Below are 12,798 nucleotides of genomic sequence, written 5' to 3' on the forward strand. Positions count from 1 at the left end.
TTTCATTCCGCTGCGGGCAGGGGCGGCAGACGTCTGCTCCGCAGTGGCAGGCGGCGCGCCACGGCACGCACCACCTGTGCCCGCTGTTGAAAGGCCAGCGTGCCGGCTAGCGCGACGGTTACAAGGCTGATCAGGTGCAGGGTCAGGGGCACGGGCAGGATGGCGCGCTGCTCGATCTCATTCAGCACCAATATGCTCCCGGTCAGGCCGATCAGCCCCCACGTGCTGACGCGGGCCCAGCGGCCGCCCTGCCGCGCGACCAGATGCGCCAGCAGCGCGCCAAAGGGCACCACCAGCAGCAGGTCGTAATCCATCAGGCGCGGATTGAGTACCTGCGCTAGCCCCAGCCCCAGAACCAGCCGTTCCTTTCGGCTGAGCTGACCCAGTTCCGCCAGAGCCAGCCCCGACAGGGCCAGCGTCCCCATCACCGCAGGCAGAAGCGACAGGGCGACCGGCGAGGTGCTGTCTATGCCCCACCCATGCAGCCAGCCGAAATAGCTGATGCCCGTCTGGTCGCTGAGCACCACCTGCGACAGGGTATCTTTCCACAGCGGCGTGAGCGACGAAGGGCTGTGCAGCACCCACAGGCTGAGGCTCAGGCCCGCCACGACGCCCGCCGCTGTCCACCCCAGGCGCCAGCGCACGGGCCGGTCCATATAAGCCAGAACGATCAGATAGGTCAGGAGAACCGGCTTGATCAGGCTGACGACGGTGACGGCCAGCAGAAACGGCCACACCCGTCGCGGCAGACTGAGCGCCCCCAATAGCACCACCCCATGCAGCAGGAGGGCGATATTGCCGCAGGCGATGCAGCCGCCAGTAAACAGGGCCAGCAGGGGCAGTTTCAGCCGGATATCGACCTCCGGCAGGGCGAATTTGACGGCATAGACGCTCAGCCCGCAGAGCGCCAGCAGCCACAGGCCACCGAACAGCAGCCGATATCCGTCGGCCCCCAGATGCGCGATCACAAAGGCCACGCCTTCGACGACCGGCGGCGCATAGACAAAGGTTGCGCTTTTCAACCCTGCACAGGCCGGGGTGAGGTCGTAAGGGTTGCCGCCTTTCAGCAGGGTCAGGCCCGCGCAGGTGACGGCATCGAAGTCCTCAAAGCCCGGCGTGCCCCGCACAAAACGCCCGGCCAGTCCCCCCAAAACCGGAAGCGAGCATAAAGCGCCCCACCACAGCGGGGGCAGGTGCGTCAGGCGGGCACTGGGGGCCATATCTTTTCTCCCTGTATCGAAAGAAAAGACAGGTCGCTGCTCATGTGGATGAAACTAAGGACACTCTGTGTCCGGCGGTTCGCAGTCGTGGCAAAAACCGGGCAATGATGTCGTTTCCGGTCCTTTTTGGTGTCCGGGCCTACAGGCGTCCCTGTAAAATAGCACCCATAAAAGGCTTGGGATTTTTCAGGGTCTGCCGGATGATATCCTTGTTTTGCCGGATCACGATCAGGCTGACCCACAGGACAAGGGCGACAAAGGCCGGGGACATGATGTCGGCGGGCTTGAAGTCCTTGATGGGCAGGACGGCCATGAAAAAGCCCGCGACGCCGATCCACAAAAAGGTCCATGATACCGGAGAAAAGATGCGCTCGCCGTAATCGCGCGCCACCATAACGACCGCCGCCAGCATGGTGGGCAGGAACAGCATGTCGTAGGACATCATGCGCGGATTGATCAGTTGCGCCATCCCCAATCCGATCAGGAGGCGCGTGTCGAGACTGAGCTTACCGAGATCACAGAGCAGAAGCCCGGCCAGCGCCATGATCGGGAAATAGACGGCAAAGGCGATCAGGGTGGCGGGATGATCGGCGCGCAACCCGATCCATTCGGCCCAGGCGAGGAAGGTATAGCCCGGCTGCTCGATCAGGGTGATGTCGTAGATGATCTTTTGCCAGACCTCATACAGCGGCCCGGCGGTGCGGCCAATCCACACATAGAGACCGATACCAATGGCGGCCCCGGCGGCGGACCACACAAGCCGCGAGCGCAGGGGCCTTGCATCGTACATCAGCACGATCAGATAGGTCAGGAAGACCGGCTTGATGATCGACGACACCAGCACGACCAGCAGGAAGGGCAGGCGGGTGCGGCGGATCATCAGGGCTGTGCCGATGGCGGCGGCGTGGCAGATGACGGCGATATTGCCGCAGGATACCGCTGAGCCGGAGACGATGGTATAGCCCAGCAGGCGGATATGCAGCGGCAGGTTGGGGAAGCTGCGTTTCAGGCCGTACCACGCAATGACCAGCAGGGCGGCAATCAGAAACGGCGCATAGAGCCAGCGCGCCCCGGTCAGCCCCGTCACTTCTATGACCGGGCGCAGAAAGGCCCCGATTTGCGGCGCATAGACATAGGGGGCCGCCTTCAGCCCCTCGCACATCGGCTCATGCACATAGGGCGAGAGGCCGCGCCGCATATAGTCGGCCCCGCAGATCAGTGCGTCAAAATCGTTCATCCACCACTTGCCCTTGACCAGACGGCCCAGCAGGTGGCTGACCACCGAAAAGCTGATCAGGAAGAGGAACCAGAAGCGCGTGGATTTTTTCTGCGTGTGCGCCTGCAACCACGTCAGGGCGTCGGGACGGGGCTTGCGGAAAAATTCAGTCAGGGACACGGGCAGACTTTCGGAACAGGAGAGCGGTCAGGATGGCGTCGCGGCGCTGGGCAAAGGTCAGGGTCCCCACAGCCAGAACGTAAAGACTTAAAAGTAACGTGCTGATGCGCATGGTGAAATCGCCAAGTTCCGCCGCGCCGCCGATCAGGCAAAAGACGCAGATGACGGTGAGAATCGTGCGGCCGCGATCCTTCAGGACGCGCAAGGGTTTGGAGACGGCGGTCAGGGTGGGGCTATACAAGGCGATATAGGCCAGACCGACGCCGATCAGAAACACGTCCTGCGACATCAGGCGTGGAATGGTCAGGACGCCAAGACTGAGGCCCAGCCAGATGCGGGCGCGGGTGTCGAGTTTCAGCCCTTCGGCGATGGCAAGGCCGCTCAGGGCCATCAGGCCCGCAAAGACCAGCCAGCCCAGATTGGCCCCCACACTGTCGCCGCGCAGGCCCACGAGGCCCAGCCAGCCGTAAAAACTTTCGCCCGGCGTGGTCGTATAGACAAACCCCGACAGGGTGGCGCGCCAGCTTTGCGACAGGGCCGAGCCGTCAGTCGCAAACAGGACGGTCGGCAAAAGCCCGGCGATGGCGGCGAGGGCGGACCAGCCGAGACGCTTTGCCAGCGGCAGGTCGATAAACAGCAGCACCAGCAGATAGGTGAGGAAGACCGGCTTGATGACGCCGCACACGGCGACCACGGCAGCGAACAGCCACGGATAGCGCTTGGCGACCAGCGCTGAGCCCAGCACGGCGGCGTGGCACAGGACGGCGATATTGCCCCACACCACCGCGCTGCCGGTCAGGAAGGCGGCAAAGGGAATTTTGTCGAGCAGGGTGGGATGAGGTCCTTCGCCCGTTTTGGGCCGAGGCGCGTAGGTCACCCCGAGCAATATCGCCAGACTGAGGACATAGAGCGCGCCATAGAGCCAGATCAGGCCGTCCTGACCGATCAGGCGAATCACGACGGCAAAGGTTTCTGCGACGACGGGCAGATAGACATAGACCGCTGTCGTGCCCTCCAGCGCGTCGCATTGGAGGTTTAGATCGTACAGCGCGCCGCCGTCGATGACCTTTTGCGCGCCGCAGGCCACGGCGCGATAGTCGCCGAACCAGGCGTGGGATTTGGCGATCTTACCCAGAACGCCAGACAGCAGGGGCAGAAAAAACACCAAGACAATCAGCCCGATACGCACCGCCGGGGGAAACCGTTTCATCCACACCTCAACACAGCCCCGCGGCCTCCGCTTAAGGCCGCTTCGGCGTCGCGCCATTGTGATGCCGCTATGCCAAATCAAAAGTTTGTTATATACCGCGACCCAGATGGCCACAGGCCTGCACCATAAGTTTCAGGAGTTGTTTTTGCCAGACGCAAATTTTGCCGCTGACAAAGCCCCGGACGTTACCGCGCCCGATCTCAGCCTCATCATCTGCACGCTGAACGAAGGCGCGGCCATCCGCAGCGTGATCACCGAGATTGCCGGACACCTGAACGGCATCCATTTCGAAATCGTCGTGGTCGATGACGATTCGAAGGACAATACGGCGGCGGAAGTCACCGATCTGGGCAAGGCCGACCCGCGTGTGCGCCTGTTTGTGCGTAAGGGCGAGCGTGGCCTGTCGTCGGCGGCCATCAAGGGCTGGGACATAGCGCGCGGGCGCGTGCTGGGCATTATGGACGGCGACGGCCAGCACGATCCCGTGGCCATCCGCGCCCTGGCGGACATGATCCTCAAAGGCGACAAGGACCTTGTTTGCGCCTCGCGCTATATCGGCAAGACGGATACGGGCCTGAGCTTTATCCGGGATCTGGGCTCCAAGGCGGCAACGCTGGCCACCGGTCTGGTGCTGAAAGCACCCCTGACCGACCCGATGAGCGGCTGCTTTATGATGACGCGCGACTGGTACGAAACCGCGCGCCCGAACCTGACCGGCGTCGGTTTCAAGATTCTGGTCGATCTGGTGGCCTCAACCAAGGTGCGCCCGCGCTTCGGCGAGGTGAAGGCGTCTTTGCGTCAGCGTCAGGGCGGCGAGTCCAAGCTCGATATCCGCGTCGTGCTCGACCTCGGCGCGCTGCTGGTTGAAAAGGCGACCAACGGCATCATCTCGGCGCGCTTTGTGCTGTTCGGTCTGGTCGGTGTCTCGGGAGCCTTCGTCTATGCGCTGGTTCTGGCGCTCAGCCATTCGCTGCTGCGCGTTGATGGGGGGCTGCCGCTTTATCGCTATCAGGTGCGCTACGACGACATCATCAATTACGGTCTGGCCATCTGGCTGTCGATGACGTGGAACTTCTACATCAACAACGTCCTGACCTTCCGCGACAAGCGCCTGAAAGGCTGGCCGATGCTTACCGGTCTGCTGGGCTTCTACTTCGCCTGTTCAATCGGGGCGCTGCTCAGCCTCGGGGTGGCGATCCTGCTGAAGGACTATTTCGGTATCCACTGGTTCGCAGCCGGGGTGTCGGCGGCGCTGCTCAGCGGCGTGTGGAACTACTGGGGGGCCAAGGCCTTCGCCTGGAACCAGAAAAAAGGCACAAACTAAAAAAAGCGCCCTGCACCAAGGGGGAGAGGTGCAGGGCGTCAGTGGGCCTGGATATCCTCTGAACTCAGGGAATGGGGGGGTTAGTAGCGATCACGACGGTCATAGCGATCGTAACGATCGTAGCGGTCATGACGGTCGTAACGGTCGTCATAGCGGTCGCGGCGGTCATAGCGGTCATCGTAACGGTCGCGGCTGCCGTAGTACTGGCACTGGGTATTGTCCGAACCGACCTTGGCCCCGATCAGGCCGCCGACGACGGCACCCAGGATAGTCCCTTCGGTGCGCGAGTTGCGGGCCGAGACGCCGTTACCGACGGCGGCACCGGCAACGGCGCCCAGAACCGCGCCATTGGTCTTGTTATTCGTCTTGCGCTCGGCGCAGGCTTCCGAATAGCCGCGGCGATCGTAACGGTCGTAGCGGTCATAGGCCGAGGCGGTACCGGCCAGACCGGCGCTCAGAACCATGGCCGAGGCCACGGCCGACAGGACGATCTTTTTCGTGGTGTTGAACTTGGTCATGGTGGGTTTCCTTTCGGGTTTATTTCCATTCCGCGGCGGGACAGCCCGTCGTTGATGAGGACCTTTATAGGCCCTCCAACCTGAACGGTTTTTGAGAACCCTGTTCATCTTCGTTCATCTTGGCATTTTCTTTTGCGGGCTGTACGGGCTGGAATTTTCCGAAAATATTTGAAATATCAATGCATAATGGCCCCTATTGCGCTTGAAGTCGGGAGGGCGGCCTGTGTTGACGCATAACTTTTTTCAAAATTTTTGTTCAGCTTTGAACCCCAACTCCTTTATTAGCCGCCCATGAGTAATGTGACCCTTACCATCGAAAAAGTCGGCTTTCAGGGCGACGGTGTGACGGCGGACGGCGTGTTCGTGCCCCTGACCCTGCCCGGTGAGACCGTGCGGGCTTCCGCGCCCAGGGACGGCCATGCCCGCCTGATCGAGGTGGTGACGCCGTCCCCTCAGCGCGTTGCCCCGGTCTGTCCGCATTTCAGTCAGTGCGGCGGTTGCAGCCTGCAACATTGGGAGAGGGCGGCCTATAGCGACTGGAAGCGCGCCAATGTCGAAACCGTGCTGCGCCGGGCGGGGCTGGAGACCGAAATCGCGCCCATTCTGACCACGCCGCCCGCCACGCGCCGTCGTGTCGGTCTGCACGCCAAGCAATATCGTCAGGGCAAGACGGTGCGTACCGAGCTGGGTTACAAGCGGCGGCGCTCCTGGGATCAGGTGAAGATCGAGGTCTGTCCGGTGGCCGATCCGGGCCTGATTGCGGCCCTACCTGTGCTGACAGAAATCGCGTCTCACCTGTTTGAGCATCCGAAATCCGCCCCCATCCTGTCGGTGACCGTCTCCGATACCGGGCTCGACGTCGATGTGCGCGGGATCGAGCGCAGCAAAAGCGGCGGTCTGAGTGCGCAGGCGCGCATGGAGATCGCCCTGATCGCGCAGTCATCGGATATCCGTCTGGCGCGTATTTCGATGGCCGATGACATCCTCTATCAGTCGCATCTGCCCAGCGTGCGCTTCGGCCGCGCCACGGTGGACTTGCCCACCGGTTCGTTCTTGCAGGCCTCCGCGACGTCCGAGGCCAATATGGTGGCGCTGGTCAAGGACGCGGTGGCAGGGGCCAAACGCGTGGCGGACCTGTTTTGCGGGGCGGGCACCTTTACCTTTCCGCTGGCCGAAGCGGCGTCGGTCTATGCCGCTGACGGGGCCGGGGGGGCAGTGCGGGCACTCAAGGCCGCCATTGGCCGTGCACCGGGTCTGAAACCGATCACGGTCGAAGCGCGCGACCTGTTCCGCGCGCCGGTGGTGGCCGAGGAAATGGCCGGCTGGGACGCCGTGGTCTTCGACCCGCCGCGCGCCGGGGCCGAGGCGCAGGCGCAGCAGATCGCCCGCTCACAGGTGGCGCGCGTCGTCGGCGTGAGTTGTAACGTGCAGACCTTCGCCCGCGACGCCAAAATTTTGACCGAGGCGGGCTTTCAACTGGATCGGGTGACGCCTATAGATCAGTTCCTGTGGTCCGGCCATGTCGAGCTGGTCGGCGTCTTTTCGCGGTAACTGCCTTGATCTCTGTCGTCATCCCCACCCTCAATGCCGAAGCCACACTGGTGCGCACCCTAGGCGCTCTGGTTCCGGCGGTGGTCGAAGGCCTGATCAAGGAAGTGATCATCGTCGATGGTGGCTCGGAAGACGCGACGCTGGAAATCGCCGAATCCACGGGCTGTACCGTGCTGCACGCCGATGCCAGCCGCGGTCTGCAACTGTGGCAGGGGTGTAAGGCGGCCAAGGGCGACTGGCTGATGATCCTGCACGCCGACTCGCTCTTGGGCGACGGCTGGATGGACCATGTGCGCGACCACATGAAGCATTTTCCGCTGCGCGCCGGCTATTTTCGACTGGCTTTTGACGATCCGTCGTGGTTCGCCAGCTTCTGGGCTGAGGTGGTGGCCTTCAATTCCCGCTGGCTGGCCATCCCGTCGGGCGACCACGGCCTGTTCCTGTCGCGCGCCCTTTATGACGCTGTGGGCGGCTATAAGGATCAGGTGGCGTTTGAAGACCTGAGCATCGACCTCGCGCTGGGCCGGGCGCGCCTGCGGCCCATTCCGGTATCGCTGACCACCAATGGCGAGCGCTTCCGCAAAGGGAGCTGGTACCTGTCGCTGTTCGGTAAGGCGGGCGGCTTTGTGCTGTACCTGCTGGGCTTCCCGCCCAAGCCGCCGGTGAAAAAGGCGTAGATAAACCACAGATTACACAGATTTCACAGATAGCGACGTTTCAATGAGGCGGATCATAGAACCGCACGCTCAACGGCGCGAAGCGCCAATCTGTGAAATCTGTGTAATCTGTGGTTACTGAGCATATCGCCAAATCGGACCTGATTTTTGAGGTCAAACTGGCTTCGGCGTTAAATGCGAAGCTACTTATCGGCCAGAATATCGACGATCTTGGCGTCAGACGCGGCCAGCGCCAGAGTCTTTGACGGCTTGCCCATGATCTGACGATAGATCCAGTAGGAGGCAACGACCTCTTCGACATATTGCCGCGTCTGGGCCACCGGGATCGATTCCATCACCAGCAGCGAGTCGGCCTCATCGCCCAGCGAACGCATGGCGTCCTGCACCCACTTCTCGCCGGAATTGTAGGAAGCCACCACGCGGAACAGATCCGAACTGTTGATACCCGACGCCGCCAGCTTCAGCATGTAGGTCTGACCGACCTGAAGATTGACCGCCGGGTCGAGCAGCTTGTCCGGATTGCTCATCAGGCTGGAATCGCGCGTCACCACATAGGCGGTGGCCGGCATCAGTTGCAAAAGGCCATAGGCCCCGGCATAGCTCTTGGCCCTGGCGTTGAACTTGCTCTCTTTTTTGGCGATGGCGAACAGCAGCGCCTTGTCTATGCGCCAGCCTTCGCTCGGCTCGAAATCCGGGATGGTATAGTTGGACGGATCGAACAGACGGTCCGAGGTGCGGATTTGCGATACGGACAGATCGTGCGCATCGGCCAGAGCCAGCCAGTTGCTGCGCGTCTGCTGATCCGGTGAGCGCTGGATGGCGGTCTGCAATTCGGTGCGGGCGTCAGACTTGCGGCCTACGGCCACCAGCATGGAGACGCGGCGGGCCTGAGCGTCGTTTTTGGCCCAGTTGAAGTCGGCATTGAGCTTGGCCGTATAGGCCCCGCGCGTTTCTTCGGCAAAGACCGGAGCCTGTCCCTTTTGGGCGCGGACGACGGCGGGTTCGGCCCCCAGACGCTGTTCGGCCAAAAGGCCATAGAAGGTAAAGGGGAAGGAGGCGGCGTATTTGAAATATAGCTCGGCGTCGCCCTTATGGCCCATCTTCGCCGCCATGCGACCGGCCCAGTAGGCACCGCCCGACTGGCTCCAGGCGCTCTGGCTGGGGTCGTTGACGATGAAATCGAAGTGTTTCAGCGCCTCGTCATAGCGCTTGAGGCGGTAGGCGGCGAGACCGGCCACCCAGCGATCACCGATCTGCACACCCAGTTTCAGCGCCTGATCCAGCTTGCCGTCATTATAGGCGGACCGCGCCGATTTGGGCGTCAGGGCCGAGTCGGGTCCGGCGGTGCCCGCCTTGACCTCGCTGCGCGGCGGTCCGTCGAGCAGGCTGGTGGAAGACAGTTTCTGCGCCCCGGCCAGTTTGGGGAACGGCGGGTCTTCGACGCCCTCAGGCTTTTTGCGCTTGGCCAGATTCCACACGCGCATGGCCTGCGGGTGATCGGGATAGCGCTCCAGCCAGCTCATCAGCTCTTCGTAGGTCGAGCTGTAGTCCGGGTGGAACAGTTTGTTGAATTCGACATAGCCCATCAGGCTCTTGTCGCCGATCTTTTCGATCGAGGCGTCGGCGGTGGCGAAATCGCCTTTGTCGAGCGCGTCAAACGCCGCCTGATAAAGCTGCGCGTCCCACGGCGACAGGCCGGGATCAAGCGCCGCGGGCACCTTTGGAGCGGCTTTGCTGAGATTGGTATAGGCGATGGGCTTGCGCGGCGTCTCAGCGGTAGAGGCGGCCAGCAGCACCGCGCCCTGATAGGCGGTTTGCGGCGCCCGCAGAAGGGAATCAACAGTCTTGTCGCCGGTCGAAACGGGGGTTTGGGCGAGGGCGGGCGCACAGAAGCAGACGGCAGCAAGCGCGGCGGCGGACAGCAGGACATGCCGGTAGCGGGCGCGGCTCGCAGGTCTGGTCAAGGCAACACTCCGTCGTTGTTTATCCAAATCGGGAGGCTTCGGACCTGATCTCTAGCGATCAGTAAGGGTCGAAGCGGTGCATCCTGGCCAGCGCGGGAAAGTGCGGACGCCTGTGGACAGTAACCAAAACTTAATGACGAGGCAAGCCATTAAGGGTTGCGCTCTTAGGCCAGACCCTCCGTGGCCAGAAGGATGTCGCTCCAGAACGCCTTTTTGGCAAGGGGCTGGCGCAGCAGAAGCGCCGGGGGGAAGGTGACAAAAACCCGCAGGGAGGCACCGCCCGAAGGGGTCAGATCGTGGGCCTTGCCGCGCAGCTTTTGCACGCTTTCGTTGGAATCGAGCACGCTGCGCACCGCCGTCGCGCCGCACAGGATGAGGACTTTCGGTGCGCTCAGTTCGATCAGGCGGCGCAGAAAGGGGGCGGTGAGGCGGATGTCTTCGTCGGTGGCCGGGCGCCCGCCCGCCGGACGCCAGAACAGGCCGGGCAGGCGTAAGGTGCGCGCATTAAGCCCCAGCGCCGACAGGGCCGCATCGCACAGACGTCCCGGTTTGCCCTGAAAGGCCGAAAGCGCCTCGTCCTCATCGGCATCGGGCACATCGCCGATGATGAGTAGTTCGCCGTTCTGTGCGCCGCGCCCGCGGATCAGGCCCTTGCCGCCCTCATAGCGCAGCGGCAGGTCGGGGAAGGCCTCAAGGGCGCTGTAGAGGGCCTCGACCGTAGCGGCGCTCCTGGCGATGGCGTTGGCCGAGGCGACCGCCAGATCAAGGTCGAAATGACGCAGCGACTCAGGTCTTAAGGCATTGACGCGCACCGCGCCCGGCAGGGGGGTGACGGTCGCCGGGGCGTTTTGCGCGGCGGGTATCGCAGAACGCGATTTATTTTCCGCCAAAAGACGATTAATAGGCTCAACATCATAGATGTCATCCAGCGCGTGGTCATTGAGAAAGCTGAGATAGCTTTCCAGTTCCCGTATCGCTAGGGCCGTGATGGCGTGTGGCTCCGGCATAAACAGACATCTTTGAGAAAAATGATCGGCAGGGTCTTTACAGTCTTTACGGAAACTGTGCCACAAGATCAAACCGGCACCAGGAAATATTAGAGAAGAGTACGAACATGGCGGACGCACCCGAACGGGAATCGATGGAATATGACGTCGTCATCGTAGGCGGCGGCCCGGCAGGGCTGGCGGCGGCCATTCGTCTCAAACAGACGGCACAGGCCAAGGGCGGCGACGTGTCCGTGGCCCTGCTGGAAAAGGGGTCGGAGATCGGCGCTCACATTCTGTCCGGCGCGGTGATCGATCCGTCGGGCCTGACGCAGCTCTTTCCCGACTGGAAGGCGCAGGGCGCCCCGCTGGAAACGGCGGTCACCCAGGATCGCTTCATCTATCTGGGGCCGCAGGGCGCGCTTGATATCTCCTTCCTGCCCATGCCGTCCTATATGAAGAATCACGGCTGCTATATCGGGTCGCTGGGCAATCTGACGCGCTGGATGGCCGAACAGGCCGAGGCGCTGGGCGTCGAAATCTATCCGGGCATGGCCTGTTCCGAAGTCCTGTACGACGACGCGGGGGCTGTGGCGGGTGTCGTGGCCGGCGTGTTCGGGCTCGACCGCGAGGGTCAACCCAAGGGGGATTATCAGCCCGGTCTGGAACTGCGCGCCCGCTACACCTTCTTTGCCGAGGGGGTGCGCGGCTCGCTGTCGCAGCAGATCATCAAGCGCTTTGAGCTGGACAAGGACAGCGACGTCCAGAAATACGGCATCGGCATCAAGGAGTTGTGGAAGGTTCCGAAGGCGAAGCATAAGCCCGGTCTGGTCCAGCACACGCTGGGCTGGCCGCTGGATGACAAGACCGGCGGCGGTTCCTTCATGTACCATTTCGGCGACGAATACGTGTCCATCGGCTTCGTCGTCCACCTTAACTACCAGAACCCCTATCTTTCGCCGTTCGACGAGTTCCAGCGCTTCAAGCAGCACCCGGTGGTGCGTGAGCATCTGGAAGGCGGGCAGCGTATCTCCTACGGGGCGCGGGCCATTACCGAAGGCGGTTATCAGTCGGTGCCTCGCTTAAGTTTCCCCGGCGGGGTGCTGATCGGCTGTTCGGCGGGCTTTGTGAACGTGCCGCGCATCAAGGGCAGCCACAACGCCATCAAGAGCGCCATTCTGGCCGCCGATGCGGCGTGGGCGGCCCTGTCGTCCGGCGACGTGCCGCAGACGCTGGAAGGCTATGACAAGGCCTATCAGACGTCGGATATCGCCAAAGAGTTGAAGCTGGTGCGTAACGTCAAACCCCTGCTCAGCCGCTATGGCACGACGCTGGGCATGGTGCTGGGTGGTCTCGACATGACGGTGGGCACTCTCACGGGCGGCTGGTCGCCCTGGGGCACGCTGAAGCACGGCAAGACCGATGCGCAGTCGCTCAGACCCGCTGCGGAATTCAAGCCTATCACCTATCCGAAGCCCGATGGCAAGATCAGCTTCGACAAGCTGTCCTCGGTCTTCATCTCCAACACCAACCACGAAGAGGACCAGCCGGTCCATCTGCGCCTCAAGGACCCGGAGGTGCCCATCGCCATCAACCTGCCCAAATATGCCGAACCGGCGCAGCGCTACTGCCCGGCCGGGGTCTATGAGGTGGTGGACGATAACGGCAAGCCGCGCTTCCAGATCAACGCCCAGAACTGCGTCCACTGCAAAACCTGCGATATCAAGGACCCGACGCAGAACATCGTGTGGACCACGCCCGAAGGCGGCGGCGGCCCCAACTATCCGAATATGTGATGTCTCTCCTCCCTGCGGCAAAGCTGTAGGGATGTGGCAGGCTGCGAAGCCGTCTGACGGAGGGGGAGGGCGTTTGAGTTTCAGGGCGCTGAGGCTCTGATTGTTTTCGCGTTGTCGCCCTCCGTCTGCTCGCAAGGCTCGCTGCCACCTCCCCAT

General features: G+C 62.5%; 10 protein-coding genes. 4 read left to right on the forward strand and 6 right to left on the reverse strand.

Annotation, left to right across the window (positions count from 1 at the left end):
• Positions 1-2: 2 nt before the first annotated feature.
• The 3 genes from PQU94_RS13170 to PQU94_RS13180 all read right to left on the reverse strand — a co-directional run bounded on the left by PQU94_RS13170 (position 3) and on the right by PQU94_RS13180 (position 3,826).
• Positions 3-1,220, reverse strand: a complete 1,218-nt coding sequence (locus PQU94_RS13170; RefSeq protein ID WP_272741904.1) for a hypothetical protein — start codon at positions 1,218-1,220, stop codon at positions 3-5.
• Positions 1,221-1,359: 139 nt separating this feature from the next.
• Positions 1,360-2,616, reverse strand: coding sequence for a hypothetical protein (locus PQU94_RS13175; protein ID WP_272741905.1), 1,257 nt, complete (start codon positions 2,614-2,616; stop codon positions 1,360-1,362).
• Positions 2,603-3,826 carry a hypothetical protein gene (locus PQU94_RS13180; RefSeq protein WP_272741906.1) on the reverse strand — a complete coding sequence of 408 codons (1,224 nt, stop codon included), beginning with the start codon at positions 3,824-3,826 and terminating at the stop codon, positions 2,603-2,605. Before PQU94_RS13180 ends, PQU94_RS13175 begins: the two co-directional genes overlap by 14 nt.
• Positions 3,827-3,971: 145 nt before the next feature.
• Here PQU94_RS13180 and PQU94_RS13185 point away from each other — a divergent pair, with 145 nt between their 5' ends.
• Positions 3,972-5,150 (forward strand): glycosyltransferase, encoded by a 1,179-nt coding sequence (locus PQU94_RS13185; RefSeq protein WP_272741907.1) that lies wholly within the window; start codon positions 3,972-3,974, stop codon positions 5,148-5,150.
• A gap of 80 nt (positions 5,151-5,230) precedes the next feature.
• Here the strand turns inward: PQU94_RS13185 and PQU94_RS13190 are convergent, their stop codons facing one another.
• Complete coding sequence (locus tag PQU94_RS13190) at positions 5,231-5,668, reverse strand: YMGG-like glycine zipper-containing protein (protein WP_272741908.1); 438 nt, start codon at positions 5,666-5,668, stop codon at positions 5,231-5,233.
• 291 nt (positions 5,669-5,959) lie between these two features.
• On the opposite strand from PQU94_RS13190, the gene PQU94_RS13195 reads away from it, so the two are divergent.
• Positions 5,960-7,219, forward strand: coding sequence for a class I SAM-dependent RNA methyltransferase (locus tag PQU94_RS13195; RefSeq protein WP_272741909.1), 1,260 nt, complete (start codon positions 5,960-5,962; stop codon positions 7,217-7,219).
• A gap of 5 nt (positions 7,220-7,224) precedes the next feature.
• Positions 7,225-7,896 carry a glycosyltransferase gene (locus PQU94_RS13200; protein WP_272741910.1) on the forward strand — a complete coding sequence of 224 codons (672 nt, stop codon included), beginning with the start codon at positions 7,225-7,227 and terminating at the stop codon, positions 7,894-7,896.
• Positions 7,897-8,078: 182 nt separating this feature from the next.
• Here PQU94_RS13200 and PQU94_RS13205 read toward each other — a convergent pair whose 3' ends face one another.
• Together PQU94_RS13205 and PQU94_RS13210 are read right to left on the reverse strand one after the other, a co-directional pair.
• Positions 8,079-9,860, reverse strand: coding sequence for a transglycosylase SLT domain-containing protein (locus PQU94_RS13205; protein WP_272741911.1), 1,782 nt, complete (start codon positions 9,858-9,860; stop codon positions 8,079-8,081).
• Between the two features lie 164 nt (positions 9,861-10,024).
• Positions 10,025-10,867 carry a uracil-DNA glycosylase gene (locus PQU94_RS13210; protein ID WP_272741912.1) on the reverse strand — a complete coding sequence of 281 codons (843 nt, stop codon included), beginning with the start codon at positions 10,865-10,867 and terminating at the stop codon, positions 10,025-10,027.
• 107 nt (positions 10,868-10,974) lie between these two features.
• Here PQU94_RS13210 and PQU94_RS13215 point away from each other — a divergent pair, with 107 nt between their 5' ends.
• Positions 10,975-12,642 (forward strand): electron transfer flavoprotein-ubiquinone oxidoreductase, encoded by a 1,668-nt coding sequence (locus PQU94_RS13215; protein WP_272741913.1) that lies wholly within the window; start codon positions 10,975-10,977, stop codon positions 12,640-12,642.
• Positions 12,643-12,798 lie beyond the last annotated feature (156 nt).

The sequence above is a fragment of the Asticcacaulis currens genome, assembly GCF_028550395.1.
Lineage (GTDB): Bacteria > Pseudomonadota > Alphaproteobacteria > Caulobacterales > Caulobacteraceae > Asticcacaulis > Asticcacaulis currens.

Bases quoted from the DNA above. Each gene is read 5' to 3' on its own strand.
- PQU94_RS13195 (WP_272741909.1), top strand. From the start codon at position 5,960: ATGAGTAATGTGACCCTTACCATCGAAAAAGTCGGCTTTCAGGGCGAC.
- PQU94_RS13170 (WP_272741904.1), bottom strand. From the start codon at position 1,220: ATGGCCCCCAGTGCCCGCCTGACGCACCTGCCCCCGCTGTGGTGGGGC.
- PQU94_RS13215 (WP_272741913.1), top strand. From the start codon at position 10,975: ATGGCGGACGCACCCGAACGGGAATCGATGGAATATGACGTCGTCATC.
- PQU94_RS13180 (WP_272741906.1), bottom strand. From the start codon at position 3,826: ATGAAACGGTTTCCCCCGGCGGTGCGTATCGGGCTGATTGTCTTGGTG.
- PQU94_RS13210 (WP_272741912.1), bottom strand. From the start codon at position 10,867: ATGCCGGAGCCACACGCCATCACGGCCCTAGCGATACGGGAACTGGAA.
- PQU94_RS13190 (WP_272741908.1), bottom strand. From the start codon at position 5,668: ATGACCAAGTTCAACACCACGAAAAAGATCGTCCTGTCGGCCGTGGCC.